Consider the following 22,514-nt stretch of genomic DNA (forward strand, 5'->3'; position numbering starts at 1 on the left):
GCACTCAGGCATCGCCCCGACGAGGGGGCGATGCCTAGCGCCGCTGCGCCAGCACCCACGCCGTTGTAACCTTGAACTTGAATATCGGCGAATATTCCCGGGTCTCACGCTGGGCTGCCGCATCGAAATCGCGATAGCTGGCAAGGCGTTCGAGCAGCAGCTTTCCGGCGTCGGTCAGGAAAGGGTAGGCACGCGGTGCCTGACCGTTCAACAACAGGCTCGTTCCGGCATACATCTGGAAGTCGATCAGGATCTTGTCGCTCCCCGCACCACTGCTTTTGGCAAGTGCCACCAGCTGTTCGATCGCAGGGATCGCGCGTTCGAACCGGCGAACATCCTGTTTGAGCGTCAGTGTGATCTGCCCCATCAGCAACTTGATCCGGACCGATGCGGGATTTGCGGGGTTATTAGCGGCGGCCTTGATGCGCTCGAGATAGGGTTCGGCCTCCGCGACGCGCCCGGCATCGATCAGCGCGATGCCGACGTCAGCGCTCGCCATGTCGGTGACCGGAGATTGCGCGCCGAATTGCTTCTCCGCCGCCGCCAATGCGGCGCGGGCGGCAGCGACCGGGTCGGCTGCCGGCCCCTTTGCCCAGTCGATGCGCGAACGGACCTGCGCATCCGGCTTGGCGAGCCGGTCGATCCGTGCCGCAATCACGCGCGCCTCGTCCTCGCGGTCCAGCTTGCGCAATGTGTTGGCCAGACTTGCCATGGCGTCGATCGCCAGTTCACTCGTTTCGCCTTCCGCACGCTCGAACAATGCCAGCGCCCTGCGGAAGGCTGGCTCCGCTTCCCGGACCCGGTCCAACGAAAAATAGGCCATGCCGATGCAGTCGTGCACACGACCGGACAGCTGCAGATCCGCAGGCGTCGTGTCCGGTAATTTGCCGACAAGCGGGTTTAGCAGATCGATCGCTGCCTGCCCCTGCCCAAGATTCCACTGGACGACGCACAGCCCGATTGCCGCGATTACAGCCGTTCGCCCGGTCGGTCCTTGCAGTTTTCGGGCGAGCGCAAGCCGCCGCTCGGCCACGGGCAGATACTTCTCCAGGTTCGCCAGCCGGTCGTAGTAACTAGTAACAGCGCCTAACATCGCCAGCGCGTCGGTGCTGTCGCGTCCGACATTGGTGTCGATATAGGCTTGCGCCGACAGGATCATCGGCTCGGTCTTGGCGTTCCCAGCCGTAGCCACCAGCACCGCAATCGCCAATGCGATGTCGGCGCAGGCGGCACCCTGCGGATTGGCCGATCGGCAATTGTCGAACGCCGGCACAAAGAGGTCCGCCGCCTTGCCATATTCGCCCTTGTTGAAGGCCGCGATCCCCTCGGGCGGCACCGGCACGCGCGCACCTTGTGCGGCGGCTGGCGTCACCGTCAGCGCGATCCCCGCGCCCGCCACCAGTCCTGCAGTCCGCCACAATGCGACCATTGGCCTGTATCCATCTGCGCGAGGCCGCCGCCCCCTAGGTTGGAAAAGACACGCACTTACAACGTCGTGACAGCTTGAACGCGGGTTCTGGCGACCGCAACTGACAAGTTCGGGCCAGCGCGCGGCAGTGCTATCCGTCCCGCCCCTATCTTTTTTCCCAAAATCGCCTATGTCGCGGCCCGATCATGGCAACGCGACTCCCCGAAGCCCCCAAGGTGGGCATGGTGTCGCTCGGCTGTCCCAAGAATCTGGTCGACTCCGAGCGTATCCTGACCAAACTCCGTTCCGATGGCTATGCCATGTCCGCCGACTATGCCGGCGCGGATGTGGTGCTGGTCAACACCTGCGGCTTTCTGGACAGCGCCAAGGAAGAGTCGCTCGAAGCGATCGGCGAAGCGATTGCGGAGAATGGCCGCGTCATCGTCACCGGCTGCATGGGCAAGGAAGCCGAGGTCATCCGCGCTCGCTTTCCCAATGTGTTAGCCGTGACTGGTGCGCATCAATATGAGGAAGTCGTCGGCGCTGTCCACGACGCCGCACCGATGCCGCCCAACGCCTTCCTCAACCTGGTGCCGGATGCGGGGCTCAAGCTGACCCCGCGCCATTACAGCTATCTGAAGATCAGCGAGGGGTGCAACCACCGCTGCTCCTTCTGCATCATTCCGGCGCTGCGCGGCGATCTGGTCAGCCGCCGCCCCGACGCGATCCTGCGCGAGGCGGAGAAGCTGGTCGAGGCGGGCACGCAGGAACTGCTGGTCATCAGCCAGGACACCTCCGCCTATGGCGTCGATATCCGCAAGGAGCCGCGGATGTGGAAGGGCACGGAGGTCGTGCCCCACATGACCGACCTCGCCCGCGAACTCGGCAAGATCGCGCCGTGGGTGCGGCTCCATTACGTCTACCCCTACCCGCATGTCGATCAGGTCATCCCGCTGATGGCCGAGGGACTGATCCTTCCCTATCTCGACATCCCCTTCCAGCACGCCGCGCCGTCGGTGTTGCGCACGATGCGCCGCCCGGCGAACGAGGCGAAGGTGCTGGAGCGGCTGCGCAACTGGCGCAGCATCGCGCCAGACATCACGATCCGGTCGACCTTCGTCGTCGGCTTCCCGGGCGAGACCGAGGAAGACTTCCAGTATCTGCTCGACTGGCTCGACGAGGCGCAGCTTGACCGTGTCGGCGCGTTCCGGTTCGAACCCGTCGAGGGTGCCGCCGCCAACGACCTGCCCGGCGCGGTGCCGGATGAAGTCAAGGAAGAGCGCTACGCCCGGATCATGGAAAAGACCGCCGCGATCAGTGCAGCCAAGCTTCAGGCGAAGATTGGTCGCACGCTCGAGGTCATTATCGACGAGGTCGATGGCGAGGGCGCCAACGCCCGGTCGCAGGCCGATGCGCCGGAGATCGACGGCACCGTGTTCCTGCGCGACGCCGGGCATCTGAAGCAGGGCGACATCGTCCAGGTCGAGATCGAGGACGCTGACGAGCACGACCTCTACGGCGCACCGCTGGCCTGATCCTCAGCCATCTCCATCTCAACTACGGCGACCAGCGCGCCTTCGAGCGCGGCAAGCGCAGCCGGGTTTGTCGGGTGCGTCCCCGTGGCGAAATGCGGTGCTGCCATCCGATAGATCGCCTCGGCCAGTGCACGCGGCGAATGGCACACCGCATCGAACTCGACCGTGCCGTCGGACCCGTTGAGGTGGTTTACCTCCTGCACCAGCACATGGCAGCCATGAAGGGTGCGCGCGGTCATGCGCGTTCCTCCGATTCCCCGTGTCTGTACCCGCTCGAACGTCACCCGCGTCAGGCCCGGTTCGGCGTGGCACATGAACGTGAAGCTGGGCGCGCCCGCGAGCATCGCGAGCGCCCCGCGTAGCATGTCACCCATCGCATCGGTCAGGTACCCGCCCCCAAAACTCGCCAACCTCGTCGCCGACGCGCACTTTGACGCCGTACCAACCGAAGCCGTCAATTTCATACCGGAACGCGATGTCGCCGGTTGTGATACCCGAGTCCCAGTCTTCAATGCGGTCGGATGTTTCCGGTAACGTAACCGAAACCGGCTGGGGCGCGCCCGGCCCGCTGCGGTCGAACAGTTCCAGAAAGCGCGGTCGCCAGCCGCACCGCGCCGCCTCTACCCGTGCCAGCGTCATGCGCGCGCCCGAAACGGCCTCATCCAACGCCTCCTGCCACAGGCCAAAGGTGAAGTTATGCTCCACCCGCCCCCAGATCAGCCAGACGTGGAGCCGCATCCATCCTGACTTCGACCGGGACAGGGTAATGCGGAGCGATCCGCCCGGCGAGGCGAGCACTGCCTCGTCGGTCGATCCTGCCGCAAACCCCTCCAGCGCCAGGACGAACGGCTTAAGGTCGGCCTGCTGGATCAACGGCCCCTTGAACACCAGGATGTCGATGCTGCTTTCGCGCACCTCGGCTGCGATATCGAGCCAGGTCGCCCGCCCGCTCGCGCCAATCCACAGCGACAACCAGCCCAGCTTGATGTCGGGTGGCAATGCCTTACGCCGCTCCGTCGCCGTCTCGATCTGCGCCACTTGTTGCTCCCGTCTTTCGCTTGAACTGCCCTGATCCCGCCCTAGGGTCCAAGCCATGATGTTCCGAAGCCTCGCGCTCGCAGCGCTCCCCGCCACCTGGCTTGCGCTGACCGGAGCGCAGGCCGAAAGCGGTATCCGGGGCGAAGTGGTCGATCCTCTGACGCTTTCGGACGATGATTTCGCCCGTCATCGGGATCCCGCAACCTGGCGCGGCCTTTCCGTGACCCGTATCGAATTTCGCGAAGAAAGAGGTGCTTGGCGGCTCTTTCGCATCGCGAATGTGAATAAACCACGTGGTCCGCTCTGGTTCGTCCCGCATGACAACGAGAATGCCGGGTTCGAAGCGGGGCTGGCTGGCGTGCGGGCCTATGGCGGGGTGATGATCGTCGTGGATTCTGGCATTGCCGAGGATGGTCGCCGCCGCAACGCCGCGGTCGATCGAGGCGGGCCGATCGATCCCAATCGTAATTTCCGCGATGGAACGCCGCTTTACGCCAACACGATCCTCGCCGACGTTCGGCGCGGGGCGCTGCCGATCATCGCGCTCCACACCAACTCGCCCGGATTCGATACCCGCAACTCCCGCTGTAACCAGTCCGATCCGCCGGGGCGCGGCGAGGTGTCGATCCGCTTTTGCGACGACGTCATGCAGCCACATCCTTCGCAAGGGCGTGCCTGGCCGTTCGACGATGACGACAGCCTCGCCTATGTCGCCTATCGCTCGGGGCGCTCGCCTTATTCCGCGTGGTGCGGCAAGGCGCTGGCGCTGGCCGACTTCAACGTGGTGTTCGAGCGGGTGAGCATCAGCGACGGGTCGCTGTCCAACTACGCCTTGTTGCGCGGACTGCCCTATGTGAATTTCGAGACGCAGGAACGGGGGCTTGAGCCCGCGCGGCTCGCCGAGAGCCGCAACCGGCTGGTCGCGATGATCGACCGGGCGATGGAGCGCTGCACTGCCCCCTCGACAAGGCTGGCGCGCTAGTTGCCGTCGGTGGGCGCGCAGCTTAGATCATCCGCGATGACCGACCTGTCCACCCTGCTCCAGCCCGATCGCGGCCAGCCCGCGCGCACCATCCATGTCGTCCACCCCGACCAATGGCAGGACTGGCTGAAGGGTCAGCCGCCGCGCGTCCGCACCGCGATCGCCGCGCACAAGCTGACCGGCAAAGCCGGCAACCGCGCGGTCCTGCCCGCCGACAAGGACGATGACTGGTCGATGCTGCTGGTCTGCGACGAGGCGGAGACTTCGCCCTTCCGCATCGCCTCGCTCGGCGAACAATTGCCCGAAGGCACCTATCGCCTCGCGACCGGCGAGCCCGGAGCGGGGATGCTCGGCTGGGTGCTGGCCCAATATCGCTTCGACCGGTACCGCAAGGACGAGACCGCGCAGGGTGCGCGCGTGCTGCTGACCGGCGAACCAGGGCGGATCGAGGAAATCCTCCGCCTCGCCACCGCTACGTTCAAAGTCCGCGATCTGGTCAACACTCCGGCGTCCGACATGGGACCGGCGGAGCTGGAGGCGGAGATCGCGGCGCTTGCCAAGGCCAACAGCGCGACGCTGACGGTCACGCGCGGCGATGCGCTCGAACAGGGCTATCCGATGATCCACGCGGTCGGGATGGCGGCGGCGCGCGGGCGCGAACCGCGGCTGATCGAGCTGGAATGGGGCGATCCCAAGCACCCCCGGCTCGCGCTGGTCGGCAAGGGTGTGTGCTTCGACACCGGCGGGCTCGACATCAAGCCGAGCGCGGGCATGCGGCTGATGAAGAAGGACATGGGCGGCGCGGCGCATGCGATTGCGCTCGCCGGGCTGGTGATGGCGCAGCGCCTGCCGGTGCGGCTCCACCTGCTCGTTGCGGCGGTCGAGAATTCGGTCGCGGGCAACGCCTTCCGGCCGGGCGACGTCCTCAAGACGCGCAAGGGGCTGACGGTAGAGAACACCAATACCGATGCGGAAGGACGTCTGATCCTGGGCGATACGCTGACCAGGGCGGTCGAGGTCAGGCCCGGCCTGATCCTCGACTTCGCGACCCTGACGGGGGCCGCGCGGGTGGCACTCGGGCCAGACCTCCCCGCCCTGTTCGCCAATGACGATGCGCTGGCGGGCGCGATGCTCGACGCAGGGGACAGTGTGAAAGATCCCCTGTGGCGATTACCCTTGTGGGATGGCTATGACGAGATGCTGAAGTCGGACATCGCCGACATGGTCAACTCTCCCGACGGACCTTTCGCCGGCCCGATCACCGCCGCCCTCTTCCTCCGCCGCTTCGTGCCGAAGGACATCGCCTGGGCGCATCTCGACCTGTTCGCCTGGCGCCCGGCCGCCAAGCCGGGCCGTCCCAAGGGCGGTGACGCGATGGGGCTGCGCGCGACCTGGGCGATGCTCAAGGCGCGCTACGCCGACAAGTCGTAACCGGCGCAACCGGCTCGACTTCCCGACAGCGCGGCGGCAAGGTGCGGCGATGACGAACACGCGCAACGGCGGCCGCATCCTGGTCGACAACCTCGTGGCCCAGGGCTGCGACCGCATCTTCCACGTTCCGGGCGAAAGCTTCCTTGCGGTGCTCGACGCGCAGCACGACGTTCCGCAGGTCGATCTGGTCACCTGTCGACAAGAGGGCGGCGCCGCGTTCATGGCCTGCGCCGACGGGGCGATGACGGGCAAGCCCGGGATCTGCTTCGTGACGCGCGGGCCCGGCGCGACCAATGCCAGCATCGGCGTCCATGTCGCGATGCAGGATTCGATCCCGATGATCCTGTTCATCGGCGATGTCGACCGATCGATGCGTGACCGCGAAGGGTTTCAGGAGGTCGATTTCCCGGCCTTTTTCGGCCCCCTCACCAAATGGGCGACGCGGATCGAGGATGCCGCGCGGATCCCCCGAATATGTTGCGCGCGCGTGGAATGTCGCGGTCAGCGGGCGACCCGGTCCGGTCGTGGTCGCATTGCCCGAAGACATGCTGCTCGACGTGGTCGATACACGCGACCGCCCGCGGCTGACGCGCCACAGCGCGGGTCTTGCCCCCGAGGACTTCACCGACGTCCTCGACCTGCTCCGCACCGCCGAGCGCCCGGTGGCGATCGTCGGCGGCGCAGGATGGGACGTTGCGACCGGCGCGGCGTTCGATGCGTTCGCGCGCAGCTGGGGCATTCCGGTCGCGGGGGCGTTCCGGCGACAGGATTCAATCCCCAACAGCTCGCCGGCATGGGCCGGCAATCTCGGCTATGGCCCGAACCCCAGGCTCGTCGCGCGGATCAAGGCGGCCGACCTGCTGCTCGTCGTCGGCGCGCGACTCGGTGAAGCGACGACGGATGGCTATACGGTGATAACCCCGGACCATCCCGGCCAGACGCTGATCCATGTCCATCCCGATGCGGGCGAGCTCAACCGCGTCTATCGCGCCGATCTGGGCATCGCCGCACCGGTGTTTGAATTCGCAGCGATGCTCGCCGCCGCCGATGCTCCGGAAACGCCCCGCCCTGCCGGTGCCGAAGCCCATGCCGAATGGCAGGACTGGTCAAACCCCAAGCCGCGCGACGGCGTCACGCTCGACCTCGGCCAGTGCGTCGCCGCGATGCGTGAGCGGATCGACGCGGATCACGCGATCATCTGCAACGGCGCGGGCAATTTCTCGGGCTGGTGGCACCGCTATTGGCGCTACGGCGCACAGCCGTCACAGCTCGCTCCGACCGCCGGCGCAATGGGCTATGGCACGCCCGCCGCCGTCGCCGCCGCGCTGCGCCGCAAGGACAAGTTTGCAGTCGCGCTTGCCGGGGACGGCGACTTCCTGATGAACGGACAGGAGCTGGCGACTGCGGTCCAGCATGGTGCCGACATGCTCGTGCTGGTGATCGACAATGGCGCATACGGCACGATCCGCATGCATCAGGAGCGCGAATTCCCCGCGCGCCTGTCGGGCACCACGCTGCACAACCCCGATTTCGCCGCGCTCGCCCGCGCCTATGGCTGCTGGTCTGAAACGGTCGAGCGGACCGACGACTTCGCCCCTGCGCTCGACCGCGCGCTCGCCGAACGCGGCGTCCGCCTGCTGCACCTCAAGACCGATGTCGAGTTCATCACCCCCGCAACGACGATCGCGGCGATAAGGGGCTGATCAGTCCGTCGCGCGGCGGCGCGGTGCGCCAAGCGCTGCGTTCACCGCGTCGAGCGCCCAGCGCTCGCACAGCCCTACTGCACGGGCAAAGGCCTTTACGAAGCCCTTGATGTAGATCACGCCCGGAATCTCGTCGAACCGCTCTGCCTCGATCGCGGCGAGGTAACGGATCGGCACGCGGGTCATTTCCGCGACCTGCTCGATCGTCATCGCACAGCGCCGGCGCGCTTCGGCAAGTGCGCACCCCACGCTGCCGCGCGGTTCGATGCGCCAGTCACCCCTGGCGAAAGGTAATATCGGCTGTTCGATCATCGCGTTCATCGGCGTCAAGCCCCCCGGTTGGCTGACAATGCCGGGACTCGTCCCGGCCCGGAACAATGTAATGACTCGAATCACGTCGCGAGTCGATTCTGATTCGCCCATGAAAAAGGGCCGTTTCCCGCAGAAAACGGCCCTAATTCGGGTTAAGCACGATTTCGGGACGATCAGATATCGTCGCCGAGCGCACCTTTCACCTTGCCGGCGAATTGCTGCGCCTTGCCCTTCCCTTCCTGCTGCGCGCCCTCGGCGCGCGTTTCGGGATCGTTGCTCTGCTGCTTCGCCTTGCCGATCCCTTCGTTGACGTTGCCTTTGATCTTGTCGACGAGTTCGCCCATGATGGTCTCCATTGGTCCGGGGTTGGGGTTTCCCGATCAACCGCCGGGTCGCGTGAGAGTTCCGAAATTTCGGCCATTTCCCGGAGGTTCGGACGATGCCGCAGCGGATTGCCGAGCTTTACCAGCGCCACGCATCGGCGTTCGACGCGGCGCGTCGGAGTAGTTTCCCCGAGCGCACTTGGCTCGAGCGCTTCGAACGCATGCTCCCCCGCGGTGCCGAATTGCTCGACCTCGGCTGTGGTGGCGGAGAGCCGATCGCGCGCTTCCTGATCGACCACGGCCATCACCTGACCGGTGTCGACACCTCGACGACGCTGATCAACCTCGCCCGAACTCGCTTCCCGCGCCACAAATGGGTTGAGGCGGACATGATGCGCTTCGGCGGCGACAGCGGCGCCTATGACGGCATCCTCGCCTGGTGCAGCCTGTTCCATCTGGAGGTGGATCAGCAGGAAAAGCTGATCCGGCGGATGAGTATCTGGCTGCGCAAGGGCGGCGTCGCGCTGTTCAACACCGGCCCCGCCAGCGGTACCGCGATGGGCGAGTTCGAAGGCGAGGAACTCTTCCACGCGAGCCTCGCTCCCGCCGAGTACAATGCGATCTTCGCCGAATGCGGGCTGGCGGTGATCAATCATGTGATGGAGGACGCCAGTTGCGGCGGCTTCACGGTGTGGCTGGTGGGGAAGGCATGATGCGGCTTATCGGATGGTTGGTCGGCGTATTGTTGCTCGTTTTCATTGGCTGGATCGGCGGCCCAGCCGCAATGGCGAGCTATCGCGTTGGCACTGCAGCGGACGCAAAGGTGGCTCGCGAAGTCGTTGCCGAAGAACTCTTCGAGGCGCACCAGCGCGCCATCGTGGATGGTTATCGTTTGAATCTCACGGTCGATTCCACCCGCTATAACGAGCCGATCCGGGCATGCGGATACGATCCCGAAAATCTGTTGTACGAGGAGAATGTTCCATTCAGGGTATCGACAGATTGGGGCTTTGAAGTCCTGCAGTTTCGGGCGGGACAAGCCTTTGCGAGCATCGCACGCGAGGAACGAGTGACACATCTCGCCGCTCAGCATTCCCCTGCGACGATGGCGGCGCTGGCCCAATGCCTGAACAGCCCGATAGCGCCCCTGTGTCGCGGTCAGGTCGGTCGGATGATGGCCGCGGCGGACACCGCAGTCGCTAAGGAAGTGCGGGAGACACAGGCATTCGCCAAAGAGCAGGATCAGGCGATCCTGTGCACCTTCCTCGACGGCGCAGCGGCCCGGCGCGGCATCGCCAAGACCACCACCGCGCCGAAACCCGCCCCCTAGATCAACCCCGCCAACGGGCTCGACGGATCGGCATAGCGCCGCTGCCCCATCCGCCCGCTGCGATAGGCCAGTCGCCCGCTTTCGACCGCAAGGCGCATCGCGCGCGCCATCAGAACCGGGTCCTTCGCCTCGGCGATCGCGGTGTTCATCAGCACGCCGTCACAACCCAGCTCCATCGCCACCGCCGCGTCGCTCGCGGTGCCGACCCCGGCATCGACCAGCACCGGTACCTTCGCGCCCTCGACGATCAGGCGGATCGTCACGCGGTTCTGGATGCCAAGACCCGACCCGATCGGCGCGCCTAGCGGCATGATCGCCACCGCGCCCGCATCCTCCAGCCGCTTCGCCGCGATCGGATCGTCCACGCAATAGACCATCGGGAGGAAGCCCTCCTTGGCGAGGATCTCGGTCGCGCGCAGCGTTTCGTGCATGTCGGGGTAGAGCGTCTTCGCCTCGCCCAGCACCTCCAGCTTGACCAGGTCCCATCCCCCCGCCTCACGCGCCAGCCGCAGCGTGCGGATCGCGCTCTCGGCATCGAAACAACCGGCGGTGTTGGGGAGGTAGGTGATCTTCTTCGGGTCGATGAAATCGGTCAGCATCGGCGCATTGGGATCGCTGACATTGACCCGGCGCACCGCGACTGTGACGATCTCCGCCCCCGAAGCCTCGACTGCCGCCGCATTCTGCGCGAAATCCCTGTACTTGCCGGTCCCGACGATCAGCCGCGAATTGAACGTCCGCCCTGCGACCGTCCAGCTGTCATCATGATCGCCGCCACCGACAAAATGGACGATCTCCAGCTCGTCGCCATCCTCGACCATCACTTGCGCCAGTGTCGATCGCGGAACGACCTCCAGGTTGCGCTCCACCGCGACTTTCTCCGGCACCAGGCCCAGCTCGCTGGCGAGATCGGCGAGGGACAGCCCCGCCACGACGCGGCGATGCTCGCCATTGACGATGATCGTGATGGTGCCGTCGGCGTGCATGATTGCTCCTGACCGGTTGAACTCGTGGCGCGCATATAGGAAGCTTTGCGGGCGGCCAACACCGTCGCGAAGATATGGAAGGACCGGCATGCCGCTCTCCCGTCGCCGCTTCGTCGAAGGTGCCGCCGCACTCGCCGCCACAGCGCCGCTGCCGGCCATCGCGCAGACCCCAGCAGCGCCCGACCCCCGCTTGCTCCTCGCGATCCGCGACCATCTCGGCTATTCGGTCGGCTTCCGCCGCAAGTTCGGCACGGGGATCTATGCCGCGCCCGGACGTACGGTTCCGCAAAGCCAGCTATTGATGACCCTGCAGTCGATCCGGCACCGGCTCGCCCAATTCACCGGTGGTCCGGCAACATGCGCGCTGATTCACTGGCGCGCACCCGATGGGCGGCTGCATGGCTGGCTGCTCGATGGATCTGGCGTGATTGCCAGCGGCAACGGCGCGGAGCCCTACCAAAGCATGGACTTTCTGCTCGACGCGCTGCGGGTCGATGCGCGGACGGCCACCCGCGCGCCGGTGAAGCGCGGCGCACCGCGACCGCCCCCGCCGTCCGCCACCGCACCGACCGATCCGCGCGCCGAATTTGCCCGCGCCCGTGACCGCCTCCTGCCCGGAAACATTGCCTCGACGCTTGCCGAGGGGCGCGGGCGTCTGCTCATCCTGCCCGCCCGCGACACCGGGTCGGCGCCCTATGCCGCGATGCCGCTTGGCGATGCGATGCTTGCCGATCGCTGGTCAACGGTCATCCTGCCCGACATCGAGACGCTCGCGGATTCGCGCCGCGTGTTCGACACGCGTCTGAACCCGCGCAACGCGCTCGTCGTCGGCAATCCGGATCTGTCGAGCGATCCTGCCTATGAATGGAGCGAGCTGCCCGGCGCCGCGGAAGAGGCTCAGGCATTTGCGCGGATATTCGGCGTGCCACCCACCCGCGTCCTCACCGGCAAGGCAGCAACCCGCGAACGGGTGCTGGCCGGAATCGACAATTATGGCGAGGCGAGCATCGTTTATCTTGCTACCCATGGCCTCGCCAATTCGGTCAACCCGATGGACGGCAGCTTCCTCGCACTGGCGGACGGGCATCTCTACGGGCGCGATCTGCGCACCAAGCGGTTTGAGGCATGGGCCGCGTGGCATCCGCTGGTGATCCTCAGCGCCTGCCAGACCGCGCTCGGCAAGACATTCGACGGCGGCACCTATGGCGTCGCACGGGGATGGGTATCGGCGGGCGCGGGACAGGTCGTGGCGAGCCTGTGGAACGTGAGCGACACCGCGACCCAGCTGCTGATGCTTCACTTTGCCGAACACGCATTCCTCAAGCGCAAGCCGCCGGAGGAGGCGCTCCGCCTCGCCCAGCTCGATGCGCGCGGAGCATTCGGCGACGATCCGGCCGCCTGGGCAAGCTTCACCCTGTTCGGGGCACCTTCGGCATCCGGTTGAAGCCTCGACCTTCGCCCACCGCGCCGCTACAGCACGGCCACAATTTCGCGAGTGCAATGATGCCCGATACGATTTTCGTCCTCAACGGCCCGAACTTGAACCTCCTCGGCACGCGCGAGCCGGAAATCTACGGCTCGGACACGCTCGACGACATTGCGGGAATGCTGGAGGACCGCGCCCGCGCACTCGACCTGACCGTCGATCTGCGCCAGTCGAATCACGAAGGGCACCTGGTCGACTGGATGCACGAGGCGCAGGCGCGGGGCGCAAAGGCGGTGCTGCTCAATGCCGGCGCCTTCACCCACACCAGCATCGCACTGTACGACTGCATCAAGAGCATCCGTACCCCGGTGATCGAGGTGCACCTCTCCAACCCGCACGGCCGCGAGGACTTCCGGCATTTGAGCTATGTCGGCCGTGCGGCTAAGGGAACCATCGCAGGGTTCGGCGCGCTTTCGTACCTGCTTGCGCTTGAAGCCGCCGCCCGACTCTGACACAGGGCGCGTTTTCCATGCGCCCGCTTGGGGCAGGGCGCGCGTATTGAACCATTCGAGGTCGCATGAGCGAAGAACATAAAAAGGGGATGCACGTGGATATCGAGCTGGTGCGCCAGCTCGCCGCAGTGCTGGACGACACCAACCTGACCGAGATCGAGGTCGAGGACGGCGATCGCAAGGTGCGCGTCGCGCGCACGATCAGCGCCGCGCCGATGGCCTATGCCGCGCCTGCTCCCGCCGCCGCTCCGGTTACTGCCGCCCCCGTCACGATGCCGTCCGACCCCGCATCGATCACCCCCCGCATGAGAATGCGGTCAAGTCGCCGATGGTCGGTACCGCCTATCTCTCCGCCGAACCCGGCGCGAAGCCGTTCATTGCCGTCGGCCAGTCGGTCAAGGCCGGCGAGACACTTTTGATCGTTGAGGCGATGAAGGTGATGAACCCGATCGCGGCCCCGCATGGCGGGACGGTCAAGGCGGTGTTGGTGGATAATGGCCAGCCGGTCGAGTTCGACCAGCCACTCGTCGTCGTCGAGTAAGCCCGTGCCGGAGATCAAGAAGCTCCTGATCGCCAATCGCGGCGAGATCGCGTTGCGCATCCATCGCGCGTGCCATGAAATGGGGATCAAGACGGTGGCGGTCCACTCGACCGCCGATGCCGATGCGATGCATGTCCGGCTGGCGGACGAGGCGATCTGCATCGGCCCGCCGGCTGCGGCGGAAAGCTATCTCAACATCCCCAACATTATCTCGGCGGCCGAGATCAGCGGCGCCGACGCGATCCATCCGGGCTATGGCTTCCTCAGCGAAAACGCCAAGTTCGCCGAGATCGTCGAGCTGCATAACCTGATCTTCGTCGGGCCGAAGCCCGAGCATATCCGCACCATGGGCGACAAGATCGAGGCGAAGCGTACCGCTGGTGCGCTCGGCTTGCCGCTCGTCCCCGGATCGGACGGCGCGATCAGCGATCTGAACGAGGCCAAGGCGATCGCCGCCAAGGCCGGCTACCCCGTCATCATCAAGGCCGCATCGGGCGGCGGTGGTCGCGGCATGAAGGTCTGCACGTCCGAGGACGAGCTCGAGACGTTGATGCAGCAGGCAGGCAGCGAGGCGAAGGCCGCGTTCGGCGACGCCACCGTCTATCTCGAGAAATATCTGGGCAACCCGCGCCACATCGAAATCCAGGTGTTCGGCGATGGCAACGGCAACGCCATCCATCTGGGCGAGCGCGACTGTTCGCTCCAGCGCCGCCACCAGAAGGTGCTCGAGGAAGCCCCCTCCCCGGTCCTGTCGACCGAGGAGCGCAACCGCATCGGCGAGATCTGTGCCAAGGCAATGGCGGACATGGGCTATCGCGGCGCGGGGACGATCGAGTTCCTGTGGGAAAATGGCGAATTCTACTTCATCGAGATGAATACCCGGCTGCAGGTCGAACATCCGGTGACAGAGGCGATCACCGGCCTCGATCTCGTCCGCGAACAGATCCGCGTCGCCGAAGGCCACGGCCTGACGCTGCGGCAGGAAGACGTGCAGTTCCGCGGCCACGCGATCGAGTGCCGCATCAATGCCGAGGATCCGCGCACCTTCGCGCCCTCGCCGGGCAAGGTGACGCAATATCACGCGCCGGGCGGGATGAATGTCCGCGTCGATAGCGGCCTCTATTCGGGCTACAAGATCCCCCCCTATTACGACAGCATGATCGCCAAGCTGATCGTGTACGGCACGACCCGCCAGGGCGCCCTGCGCCGTCTGCGCCGCGCGCTGGAAGAGTTCGTGATCGAGGGTCAGGGCATGAAGACCACGATCCCGCTGCATCAGGCGCTGCTCGACGTGCCGGAGTTCCAGCAGGGCGACTATACGATCAAGTGGCTGGAAGAGTGGCTGGCGAAGCAGGACGCGGCGTGAACGCCACGATCCTGCACAACCCGCGTTGCTCCAAGTCGCGTGAGGCGCTGGCGGTCCTTCAGGACGCCGGCGCCATCGCGACCGTGATCGAATATCTCAAGACCCCAACGTCGCGCGACGAGCTGGCGCGGCTCTATGCGAAGGGCGGGATGTCGCCGCGCGACGGGCTGCGCAAGGCGGAGGCGGGCGCGAAGCTGCTCAAGGATGCGTCGGACGATGCGATCCTCGACGCGATGGCCACCGACCCGATCCTGATCGAACGCCCGCTGGTCGAAACCGACAAGGGCGTTCGGCTGGGGCGCCCGCCCGAAGCGATTCGCGAAATTCTCTAGGCCGCGACCGCCGCTCCGATGATCTCGTCGGTCACGTCGATCTTGGTGCCATAAAGGTAGCGTGCCACCCCGTCCTCGACCACGACATCGGCGGTCACCCGCATCCAGCGCAACTGGCCATCTGGGCGACGGATCTTCGCCTCGAACGTGAAGCTGCCGCACTCGGCAATCGCCCCTTCGCGCAGCCGCCGCAGCTCCTCACGCGATTCGGCGGAGTACATCGCGACAATGTCCTCGCGCCGCACGGGCGCGCCGCGTTCGAGGCCGAACAGGTCATAGACCCCGTCGCTCCATGTCAGCGAATCGTCGCTCAGGTCGCATTGCCAGCTGGCGTGGATCGGCATCAGTCGTTGCGCGGGCGCGTCCATGCACATTGGTTAGCAACCGGGTTGCTAAAGTCCAGTGAACACGTGACCTTTCCCTTGCACACCGGTATTCCCGCAACATGTCCGCCGGCCCCGACGACTCGCTGCTCCTTGAGCCCGGCCGCAATTGCTGGCGCGCGGCACAGGCGACGCGCCTGTCGGTCATCGTCGATGCGGAGGATTATTTCCGCGTGGCGCGCACCGCGATGCTGCAGGCGAAGAAGCAGCTCCTGCTGATCGGATGGGACTTCGACGCGCGCATCCTGCTGACCCATGACGATCCCCCCGAGCATCCCGAGGCCCCGCGCGAGGTGGGAGCGTTCATCAGCTGGATCACCCGCCGCAACCCGGATCTGGAGGTGCATATCCTGCGCTGGGATGTCGGCGCGCTCACCTCGTTGTTCCGCGGCAAGACGCTCCAGACCCTCGTCGCGTGGAAGCTGGCCAAGCGCATCCATCTGAAGCTCGATTCGACCCACCCGCCCGGCGCCTCGCATCATCAGAAGATCGTGGTGATCGACGACTGCCTCGCCTTTTGCGGCGGGATCGACATGACGCTGGGCCGCTGGGACACGCGGGGTCATGCCGATGGCGATCCGGGACGGACGGACCCCGGCGGCGACCGCTACATGCCGTGGCACGACGCGACGACCGCGATTCAGGGGCCTGCCGCCACGATGCTGGGGGATCTGTGTCGGGAACGCTGGCACCGTGCGGGCGGGCATCGCCTGAAGCGCCCCGATGTCGAGCAGGAATGCTGGCCCGACCGGCTCACGCCCGATTTCACCGATATCCGTGCCGCCATCGCGCGGACCCAGCCCGAGCTGAACGGCGAAGCACCGGTACAGGAGATCGAAAAGCTCTACCTCGACCTCATCGGCAGCGCGCGCCGCTTCGTCTATGCCGAGAGCCAGTATTTCGCCTCCCGTGCGATTGCCGAGGCGATCGCCAAGCGGCTGGCCGAACCGGACGGACCGGAATTCGTCATCGTTAACCCGCGCCGCGCCGATGGCTGGCTCGAACAGACCGCGATGGACACCGCCCGCGCCCGCCTGTTCCAGGCATTGAAGCAGCGGGACCCGCATGACCGGCTGCGCCTCTACCACCCCTACACGCGTGCCGGGGACCCGATCTATGTCCATGCCAAGGTGCTGGTGGTCGACGACCGCTTCCTGCGGGTGGGATCGTCCAACTTCAACAACCGCTCGCTCGGCCTCGACACCGAATGCGACGTGGCGCTGGCGTCACGCACTCCGGAGGAGGCAGGTCGCATCGCGGCGATCCGCGACGGCCTGCTGGCCGAACATCTCGGCACCGATTCGCTCAGCGTGGCGAAGGCGATCGAGGACGGTGGGTCATTGATCGCAGCGGTCGAGGCGTTGCGCGGCACCGGGCGCTCGATGCGCCCCTACCAGGTCCCCGATCTTGCCACCGTCGAGGAATGGCTGGCGGAGAACCAGATCCTCGATTCGGGTGATGAGTCACCGTTCGAGGCGATGACGAAGGGCGGCTTGCTCCGGAGGCTAGGCCGCCGACGATGACCGCGCGCGTATCCAGCGCCACAGCACGCTGAGCAGGATCGCAACGTTGATCGCGATGAACAGGCTCGACACCCAAATCCAGACGCCTTCCGCGTCGAAAAGCATGTCGATGCCAATCCCGACGCCGACGATCGCTACTGGCCATGTCGGCTGGCTCGAACTGAACGCGCGCGCCGCTTCGAGCGGCACGCGGGGTTCCGCCAGCTCATTCGCCCGGCGCAGCGCGTACATCAGGGTGACCAACATCATCACCCCGAACAGAAGTGCGACCATGAACGCCGCCACGCCAGAGCCCTGCAGGTACAGGATAGCCGGAAAAGCCACCCCCAGCGCAAGCCACCCGCCCCAGAGGAAGGGGTTCATCCACACTCGACGCCAATCGACGAGCAACTGCGCGACCTCTGCATGCGACAGGTGAACCTCATAACCCCATTGGGTGAACAGAAATCCGCCATCCACCGGTCTAAACCGTTTCAGATACCAATGTTCCAGCCGGCTCACCCGCACCCCCTGCGCCATGTCGTGCGCAAGCTATCAAGGGTTTACGCGCTCGAACACCCATTCATGGCTTTCGCGGATCAGCGCCGGAACCGGCTTCCCCGCCCCGCTGCGCGATGGGCGAAAGCGGAAGCGTTCGCGGATCAGGCGACAGGTGAGCGCGTCGAGACGCGGCACGCCGCTCGACCCCACCACATCGCAGTCGCTGACCCGGCCATTGGTTTCGACCAGATACAGCACGGTCACCCGCCCGCCGATCCCCGCATCGGCAAGGTCCTCGGGATAATCCGAATCGCGAATGTCGCCGCGAATCCAGCGCGGCGGGGTCGCATCGGGGTCGCCGGCGCCGCGCCCGTCACCGCTGCCGCCTGCGCCGAAGCCATCTCCCTGACCGCCCGCACCGCTCCCCGGGCCCGGAACGTCCGCAGCCCCGCTGGTCGCTTGACTGCTATCCGCTGCTTTCTCGGCCACAGGCAAAAGCGGCGGCGGCAGCGGCAATGGCACCATCGGCTCCGGCACCACCACCGGCGTCGCTCGTGAGGTGAGATTGGGCGGAGCCGCCTCCCCCTCGGGCCGGGTGTCGCGCTGTGGCGCGCGGATCGCTTCGGGCGGCGGCGGCGCATCGGGGGCGACGCGGAACAGCGCCATGCCGTCTTCCTCAACCACGACCTGCGCCCGCACCGCCAGCCCGGCAACCAGCAACGCACCGAGGCCCAGCGTCAGCGCCGCCGCTGCCGCCGCACCGCCCGCGCGCTCGCGCCGATGGGACAGGATCGCAACCATGCACCCTCAACGCACAACCCCGCTGAACCGACGCTTGCTCGTGCTCGACAGTGCGCCGACGTGCGCTAGACTGCGGCGCGTGACCTTTGCCGATTTCCTCGCACCGCTACCCGAAGGCGATTTTCTCGACCGCCATTGGGACCTCCGTCCGGTTCACATTCCGGCGACCGAGGCACGGCGCATTGCGCCGCCGATCGGGTGGAGCGATCTCAACGCCCTGCTTGCCCAGCGCGCGCCGTGGACGCCCGACCGCTTCAAGCTGATGCTCAACGGGCGCGCGGTCGATCCTGCGCACTATCTCGCCGAGGCTCCGGGCAAGGCACCCGCCGGGGATCCGGCGCGGATCGAACATCTGCTGGCGATGGGGGCCAGCCTCGTCCTCGATCATCTTGAGGATCTGCTCCCCCCAGTACGCGCGCTGGCCGATCTGCTCGCCGATCGCTTCGCCGCGCTGGTGGGTGCCAATTGTTACGTCTCGTTTCAGGGCGTTCAGGCGTTCGCCTCGCACTACGACACGCATGAGGTGTTCGCGATCCAGTGTGCCGGGGAAAAGCGCTGGCGCATCTATGCCCATCGCGCCGACATGCCGCTCGATCCGCCACAGGGCGACGACGCACAGGCGTGGATTGACGCCGCGAAGGGGCCGGTGCTGATGGACGTCACCACCCGCCCGGGCGATCTGCTCTATATTCCGCGCGGTTTCTTCCACGACGCGATTGCCACCGATACCCAGTCGCTCCACCTGACCTTTGGCGTCGCGCCGTTTTCGGGGCGGCTGTTGCTTGAACTTATCCAGCAGACCGCGCTCGCCGACCCGGCCTTTCGCGCCTGGCTCCCCGACGCGCGCGGCGAGGACGGCGATGCCCTCAACGCTCATCTGACCGACCTCGGCGCGCGTCTTGCGAGCCTTGCCAGGTCGCCCGCGCTGCGCGACTCGATCCGGCTGCGACAGCGCAAACTGGCGACCCCGGCGCATCCCGTCGCGCTCCCCGCCCGCCCGGCACTCGATTTCTACGCGCGCACCGGTCTTCCCGCACAGGTCAGCAGGGATGAATCGGGAAGCTGGCTCGCCACGAACGGTACGCGCGCGCCGCTCGGTCTGCTGGCCGACGCGGCCGAATGGATGCTCGCCCGGCCCGCCTTTTCCGCGCAGGAAGTGCGCGCCCAGTTCCCGCATCATCCTGTGGCCGAACTGGATGCACTGGTCGCCCGGATCGTGCGCGATCGACTCGCCGAACCCTATCGCCCGCGTGTCTGATCGCGATCTGCGTTCACCGGGGTGACGCGGCGCTTCTCTCCCGCTATGCGCGCGACCATGACTCAGATCACGCCCGAAATCGTCGCCGAGCACGGCCTGTCGCCCGAGGAATATGAACGCGTCCTGCACGCCATGGGGCGGGAGCCGAACCTGACCGAACTCGGCATCTTTTCGGTGATGTGGTCGGAGCATTGCAGTTACAAGTCGAGCCGCATCCATTTGAAGAAGCTGCCGACGACTGCCCCCTGGGTGATCTGTGGCCCCGGCGAGAATGCCGGCGTGATTGATATCGGCGACGGGCAGGCGGCGATCTTCAAGATGGAGAGCCACAACCACCCGAGCTACATCGAACCCTATCAGGGCGCGGCGACCGGCGTGGGCGGAATTTTACGCGACGTGTTCACCATGGGCGCGCGCCCGATCGCCAACATGAACGCGCTGCGCTTCGGTCGCCCCGATCATCCAAAGATGAAGCACCTGATCGCGGGCGTGGTCCACGGCATCGGCGGCTATGGCAATTGCGTCGGCGTGCCCACCGTCGGCGGCGAGGTCAATTTCCACAAGGCCTATGACGGCAATATCCTGGTCAACGCAATGACCGTCGGCGTCGCGCAGACCGACAAGATCTTTTATTCGGCCGCTTCCGGCGTCGGCAATCCGATTGTCTATGTCGGTTCGAAAACCGGGCGTGACGGCATTCATGGCGCGACCATGGCGAGCGCCGATTTCGGCGAAGATGCCGACGCCAAGCGCCCGACCGTTCAGGTCGGCGACCCCTTCACCGAGAAGCTGCTGATCGAAGCCTGCCTCGAACTCATGGCGTCCGACGCAATCGTCGCGATCCAGGACATGGGCGCGGCGGGCCTCACCTCGTCCAGTGTCGAAATGGCGTCGAAGGGCGGCGTCGGCATTGAACTCATCATGGACGACGTGCCCCAGCGCGAAACGGGCATGACCCCCTATGAAATGATGCTGTCGGAGAGCCAGGAGCGGATGCTCATGGTGCTCAAGCCCGGCCGTGAGGCGTTCGCCGAAGCCATCTTCCACAAATGGGAGCTGGACTTCGCCGTCATCGGTCACGTTACTGATACGGGCCGCATGGTGCTGAAGTGGAAGGGCGACACCGTCGCCGACATCCCGCTCGCCCCACTTGCCGACGACGCGCCGCTCTACGATCGTCCGCATGTCCCCACGCCCAAGCCCGCCGACCTCGCCGACGAGCCGGAAAGCACCGACATCGCTGCCGATCTCGTCAAGCTGATGGGCTCGCCCGACATCGCATCGCGCCGCTGGATCTGGGAACAATATGACCACATGGTCGGCGCCGACACCGTCCAGCGCCCCGGCGGCGATGCTGCGGTCGTCCGCGTTCACGGCACCGACAAGGCGCTGGCGATCACCACCGACTGCACTCCGCGCTACTGCTTCGCCGACCCGGTCGAGGGCGGGAAGCAAGCGGTCGCCGAGGCATGGCGCAACCTGACCAGCGTCGGCGCGACCCCGCTGGCGATCACCAACTGCCTCAACTTCGCCAACCCGCAGCGGCCCGAGATCATGGGCCAGATCGTCGGCTGCCTCGAGGGCATGGGCGATGCCTGCCGCGCGCTCGACTTCCCGATCGTGTCGGGCAATGTCAGCCTCTATAACGAGTCGAAGGCGACCGGTGGCGGATCGGCGATCCTCCCCACCCCCGCGATCGGCGGCGTCGGCATCCTCGCCGACTGGGCGAAGTCGATGACGATCGGGTTCAAGGCGACCGGCGATGCGATCATCGCGGTGGGCGAGCGGATGGGCCATCTCGGCCAGTCGATCTGGCTGCGCGAAATCCATGGCCGCGAGGAAGGCCCGCCCCCGCCGGTGGACCTGAAGGCCGAAAAGCGCACCGGCGACTTCGTCCGCGACATGATCGGGCGCGGTCTGGTCAATGCCGTGCATGACGTGTCCGACGGCGGCGTCGCGGTGACGCTCGCCGAAATGGCGCTCGCCAGCGGCATCGGCGCGACGATCGACCAGGCCCAGCCCTTCGGCATCGCAGGCAGCTTCTTCGGCGAGGATCAGGGCCTCTACATCGTCACCGTGCCCGACGAGGCGCTGACCGAATTCCTCACCGCCGCCGCCGAAGCCGATGTCCCCGCCGACCCGATGGGCCGCACGATCAAGGACCGGCTGATCTTCGAACTCGACGAAGGCGACTGGTGCGTAACGATCGATACGCTGCGCGACGCGCATGAAGGCTTCTTCCCCGCGCTGATGGGGCCGGACGCGGCACTGGCGTGACAGCCATCGCATTCCCACGATGGTCGTAATCTGCCACCTTCGGTTCGACTCGCCGCAATGCACCCAATCCGCGCCTCGTGCGTAGGCAGGGACAGGTTGCAACGATTAGACCCGCAGGAGGGGCCATGACCGCCGGCTATTCGACCACCCCGCTCGCCGACAAGTTGGGCTTCAAGCCCGGGATGCGGCTGTTCATCGCTGACATGCCCGCCAGCGTGCGGGCAGAAGCGCGGGTCGATGACCTCGGCCTCGAAGTCCTCGCGGCGCCCTGCACCGGGATCGACGCGGCGCATGTGTTCGTCACGGACCGCGCGACGCTCGATCGCGAGCTCAGGGCGCTGCGCCAGTTGATCGCGCCGAGCGGCTTCATCTGGGTATCCTGGCCCAAAAAGGCGGCGAACCTCGATACCGACATCGTCGAAGACACGATCCGCGAGATCGCCCTGCCCCTTGGACTTGTCGATGTGAAGGTCTGCGCGGTGGACGAGACCTGGTCCGGCCTCAAGCTGATGATCCGCAAGGAGTTGCGCGGCGCGTGTTGAGGCTGGCGCGCCGCAACAAGGCGGT

22 protein-coding genes and 2 pseudogenes are annotated in these 22,514 nt (G+C 66.2%); 15 read left to right on the plus strand and 9 right to left on the minus strand.

Annotation, left to right across the window (positions count from 1 at the left end):
• Positions 1-34: 34 nt before the first annotated feature.
• Positions 35-1,429: a tetratricopeptide repeat protein gene (locus LRS08_RS19365; protein ID WP_257845653.1), complete on the minus strand. Its 1,395-nt coding sequence runs from the start codon at positions 1,427-1,429 to the stop codon at positions 35-37.
• A 185-nt stretch (positions 1,430-1,614) separates the two neighbouring features.
• On the opposite strand from LRS08_RS19365, the gene rimO reads away from it, so the two are divergent.
• On the plus strand, positions 1,615-2,943 hold the full coding sequence (gene rimO, locus LRS08_RS19370; RefSeq protein ID WP_257845652.1) for a 30S ribosomal protein S12 methylthiotransferase RimO: 1,329 nt from the start codon (positions 1,615-1,617) through the stop codon (positions 2,941-2,943).
• On the opposite strand, the gene LRS08_RS19375 is transcribed toward rimO, so the two are convergent.
• Together LRS08_RS19375 and LRS08_RS19380 are read right to left on the minus strand one after the other, a co-directional pair.
• On the minus strand, positions 2,922-3,317 hold the full coding sequence (locus tag LRS08_RS19375) for a hypothetical protein (protein ID WP_257845651.1): 396 nt from the start codon (positions 3,315-3,317) through the stop codon (positions 2,922-2,924). The genes rimO and LRS08_RS19375 overlap by 22 nt on opposite strands.
• A complete protein-coding gene (locus LRS08_RS19380) occupies positions 3,310-3,981 on the minus strand; it encodes a hypothetical protein (RefSeq protein ID WP_257845650.1) in 672 nt (223 codons plus the stop codon). Before LRS08_RS19380 ends, LRS08_RS19375 begins: the two co-directional genes overlap by 8 nt.
• 55 nt (positions 3,982-4,036) lie before the next feature.
• Between LRS08_RS19380 and LRS08_RS19385 the strand changes: the two genes are divergently transcribed.
• The 3 genes and pseudogenes from LRS08_RS19385 to LRS08_RS19395 all read left to right on the plus strand — a co-directional run bounded on the left by LRS08_RS19385 (position 4,037) and on the right by LRS08_RS19395 (position 8,097).
• On the plus strand, positions 4,037-4,963 hold the full coding sequence (locus LRS08_RS19385; RefSeq protein WP_257845649.1) for a hypothetical protein: 927 nt from the start codon (positions 4,037-4,039) through the stop codon (positions 4,961-4,963).
• A gap of 36 nt (positions 4,964-4,999) precedes the next feature.
• A complete protein-coding gene (locus tag LRS08_RS19390) occupies positions 5,000-6,394 on the plus strand; it encodes a leucyl aminopeptidase family protein (protein WP_257845648.1) in 1,395 nt (464 codons plus the stop codon).
• Between the two features lie 49 nt (positions 6,395-6,443).
• Positions 6,444-8,097, plus strand: a pseudogene (locus LRS08_RS19395) (thiamine pyrophosphate-binding protein).
• Here the strand turns inward: LRS08_RS19395 and LRS08_RS19400 are convergent.
• Both LRS08_RS19400 and LRS08_RS19405 read right to left on the minus strand, forming a co-directional pair.
• Positions 8,098-8,418: a RodZ family helix-turn-helix domain-containing protein gene (locus tag LRS08_RS19400; protein ID WP_257845647.1), complete on the minus strand. Its 321-nt coding sequence runs from the start codon at positions 8,416-8,418 to the stop codon at positions 8,098-8,100.
• 164 nt (positions 8,419-8,582) lie between these two features.
• Positions 8,583-8,753 (minus strand): CsbD family protein, encoded by a 171-nt coding sequence (locus LRS08_RS19405; RefSeq protein ID WP_257845646.1) that lies wholly within the window; start codon positions 8,751-8,753, stop codon positions 8,583-8,585.
• Positions 8,754-8,848: 95 nt separating this feature from the next.
• On the opposite strand from LRS08_RS19405, the gene LRS08_RS19410 reads away from it, so the two are divergent.
• The gene (locus LRS08_RS19410; RefSeq protein ID WP_257845645.1) at positions 8,849-9,445 is read left to right on the plus strand and encodes a class I SAM-dependent methyltransferase; all 597 of its coding nucleotides are present in this window, start codon (positions 8,849-8,851) and stop codon (positions 9,443-9,445) included.
• Positions 9,406-10,062, plus strand: a complete 657-nt coding sequence (locus LRS08_RS19415; RefSeq protein ID WP_260481136.1) for a hypothetical protein — start codon at positions 9,406-9,408, stop codon at positions 10,060-10,062. The genes LRS08_RS19410 and LRS08_RS19415 overlap by 40 nt, the downstream gene beginning before the upstream one ends.
• On the opposite strand, the gene thiS is transcribed toward LRS08_RS19415, so the two are convergent.
• Entirely contained in the window at positions 10,059-11,048 is a 990-nt protein-coding gene (thiS, locus tag LRS08_RS19420) for a sulfur carrier protein ThiS (RefSeq protein ID WP_308223048.1), read from the minus strand. The genes LRS08_RS19415 and thiS overlap by 4 nt on opposite strands.
• 88 nt (positions 11,049-11,136) lie before the next feature.
• Between thiS and LRS08_RS19430 the strand changes: the two genes are divergently transcribed.
• The 5 genes and pseudogenes from LRS08_RS19430 to arsC all read left to right on the plus strand — a co-directional run bounded on the left by LRS08_RS19430 (position 11,137) and on the right by arsC (position 15,225).
• On the plus strand, positions 11,137-12,492 hold the full coding sequence (locus tag LRS08_RS19430; protein WP_257845643.1) for a CHAT domain-containing protein: 1,356 nt from the start codon (positions 11,137-11,139) through the stop codon (positions 12,490-12,492).
• A 59-nt stretch (positions 12,493-12,551) separates the two neighbouring features.
• Positions 12,552-12,986: a type II 3-dehydroquinate dehydratase gene (aroQ, locus tag LRS08_RS19435; protein WP_257845642.1), complete on the plus strand. Its 435-nt coding sequence runs from the start codon at positions 12,552-12,554 to the stop codon at positions 12,984-12,986.
• Positions 12,987-13,051: 65 nt separating this feature from the next.
• Positions 13,052-13,527: pseudogene (gene accB, locus LRS08_RS19440) on the plus strand (acetyl-CoA carboxylase biotin carboxyl carrier protein).
• A 4-nt stretch (positions 13,528-13,531) separates the two neighbouring features.
• The gene (gene accC, locus LRS08_RS19445; RefSeq protein ID WP_260481137.1) at positions 13,532-14,893 is read left to right on the plus strand and encodes an acetyl-CoA carboxylase biotin carboxylase subunit; all 1,362 of its coding nucleotides are present in this window, start codon (positions 13,532-13,534) and stop codon (positions 14,891-14,893) included.
• Positions 14,890-15,225, plus strand: coding sequence for an arsenate reductase (glutaredoxin) (gene arsC / locus LRS08_RS19450; RefSeq protein ID WP_257845641.1), 336 nt, complete (start codon positions 14,890-14,892; stop codon positions 15,223-15,225). Before accC ends, arsC begins: the two co-directional genes overlap by 4 nt.
• Here the strand turns inward: arsC and LRS08_RS19455 are convergent.
• The gene (locus LRS08_RS19455; protein WP_260481138.1) at positions 15,222-15,593 is read right to left on the minus strand and encodes a PAS domain-containing protein; all 372 of its coding nucleotides are present in this window, start codon (positions 15,591-15,593) and stop codon (positions 15,222-15,224) included. The genes arsC and LRS08_RS19455 overlap by 4 nt on opposite strands.
• Positions 15,594-15,670: 77 nt before the next feature.
• Here LRS08_RS19455 and LRS08_RS19460 point away from each other — a divergent pair, with 77 nt between their 5' ends.
• The gene (locus LRS08_RS19460; protein WP_257845639.1) at positions 15,671-17,131 is read left to right on the plus strand and encodes a phospholipase D-like domain-containing protein; all 1,461 of its coding nucleotides are present in this window, start codon (positions 15,671-15,673) and stop codon (positions 17,129-17,131) included.
• On the opposite strand, the gene LRS08_RS19465 is transcribed toward LRS08_RS19460, so the two are convergent.
• A complete protein-coding gene (locus LRS08_RS19465) occupies positions 17,114-17,650 on the minus strand; it encodes a hypothetical protein (protein WP_260481139.1) in 537 nt (178 codons plus the stop codon). The two genes, LRS08_RS19460 and LRS08_RS19465, sit on opposite strands and share 18 nt — an antisense overlap.
• Before the next feature lie 15 nt (positions 17,651-17,665).
• Positions 17,666-18,412, minus strand: a complete 747-nt coding sequence (locus LRS08_RS19470) for an energy transducer TonB (RefSeq protein WP_260481140.1) — start codon at positions 18,410-18,412, stop codon at positions 17,666-17,668.
• Between the two features lie 79 nt (positions 18,413-18,491).
• On the opposite strand from LRS08_RS19470, the gene LRS08_RS19475 reads away from it, so the two are divergent.
• The 3 genes from LRS08_RS19475 to LRS08_RS19485 all read left to right on the plus strand — a co-directional run bounded on the left by LRS08_RS19475 (position 18,492) and on the right by LRS08_RS19485 (position 22,489).
• On the plus strand, positions 18,492-19,670 hold the full coding sequence (locus LRS08_RS19475; RefSeq protein ID WP_257845636.1) for a cupin domain-containing protein: 1,179 nt from the start codon (positions 18,492-18,494) through the stop codon (positions 19,668-19,670).
• Positions 19,671-19,727: 57 nt separating this feature from the next.
• The gene (purL, locus tag LRS08_RS19480; protein ID WP_257845635.1) at positions 19,728-21,947 is read left to right on the plus strand and encodes a phosphoribosylformylglycinamidine synthase subunit PurL; all 2,220 of its coding nucleotides are present in this window, start codon (positions 19,728-19,730) and stop codon (positions 21,945-21,947) included.
• A 125-nt stretch (positions 21,948-22,072) separates the two neighbouring features.
• Positions 22,073-22,489: a DUF3052 domain-containing protein gene (locus LRS08_RS19485; protein ID WP_257845634.1), complete on the plus strand. Its 417-nt coding sequence runs from the start codon at positions 22,073-22,075 to the stop codon at positions 22,487-22,489.
• Positions 22,490-22,514 lie beyond the last annotated feature (25 nt).

The organism is Sphingomonas sp. J315 (assembly GCF_024666595.1).
Classification (GTDB): Bacteria; Pseudomonadota; Alphaproteobacteria; order Sphingomonadales; family Sphingomonadaceae; genus Sphingomonas.

Coding starts and splice junctions, on each gene's coding strand:
- LRS08_RS19365 (WP_257845653.1), bottom strand. CDS start 1,429: ATGGTCGCATTGTGGCGGACTGCAGGACTGGTGGCGGGCGCGGGGATC.
- rimO (WP_257845652.1), top strand. CDS start 1,615: ATGGCAACGCGACTCCCCGAAGCCCCCAAGGTGGGCATGGTGTCGCTC.
- LRS08_RS19375 (WP_257845651.1), bottom strand. CDS start 3,317: ATGGGTGACATGCTACGCGGGGCGCTCGCGATGCTCGCGGGCGCGCCC.
- LRS08_RS19385 (WP_257845649.1), top strand. CDS start 4,037: ATGATGTTCCGAAGCCTCGCGCTCGCAGCGCTCCCCGCCACCTGGCTT.
- LRS08_RS19390 (WP_257845648.1), top strand. CDS start 5,000: ATGACCGACCTGTCCACCCTGCTCCAGCCCGATCGCGGCCAGCCCGCG.
- LRS08_RS19400 (WP_257845647.1), bottom strand. CDS start 8,418: ATGAACGCGATGATCGAACAGCCGATATTACCTTTCGCCAGGGGTGAC.
- LRS08_RS19405 (WP_257845646.1), bottom strand. CDS start 8,753: ATGGGCGAACTCGTCGACAAGATCAAAGGCAACGTCAACGAAGGGATC.
- LRS08_RS19410 (WP_257845645.1), top strand. CDS start 8,849: ATGCCGCAGCGGATTGCCGAGCTTTACCAGCGCCACGCATCGGCGTTC.
- thiS (WP_308223048.1), bottom strand. CDS start 11,048: ATGCACGCCGACGGCACCATCACGATCATCGTCAATGGCGAGCATCGC.
- LRS08_RS19430 (WP_257845643.1), top strand. CDS start 11,137: ATGCCGCTCTCCCGTCGCCGCTTCGTCGAAGGTGCCGCCGCACTCGCC.
- aroQ (WP_257845642.1), top strand. CDS start 12,552: ATGCCCGATACGATTTTCGTCCTCAACGGCCCGAACTTGAACCTCCTC.
- LRS08_RS19455 (WP_260481138.1), bottom strand. CDS start 15,593: ATGGACGCGCCCGCGCAACGACTGATGCCGATCCACGCCAGCTGGCAA.
- LRS08_RS19460 (WP_257845639.1), top strand. CDS start 15,671: ATGTCCGCCGGCCCCGACGACTCGCTGCTCCTTGAGCCCGGCCGCAAT.
- LRS08_RS19465 (WP_260481139.1), bottom strand. CDS start 17,650: ATGGCGCAGGGGGTGCGGGTGAGCCGGCTGGAACATTGGTATCTGAAA.
- LRS08_RS19470 (WP_260481140.1), bottom strand. CDS start 18,412: ATGGTTGCGATCCTGTCCCATCGGCGCGAGCGCGCGGGCGGTGCGGCG.
- purL (WP_257845635.1), top strand. CDS start 19,728: ATGACTCAGATCACGCCCGAAATCGTCGCCGAGCACGGCCTGTCGCCC.
- LRS08_RS19485 (WP_257845634.1), top strand. CDS start 22,073: ATGACCGCCGGCTATTCGACCACCCCGCTCGCCGACAAGTTGGGCTTC.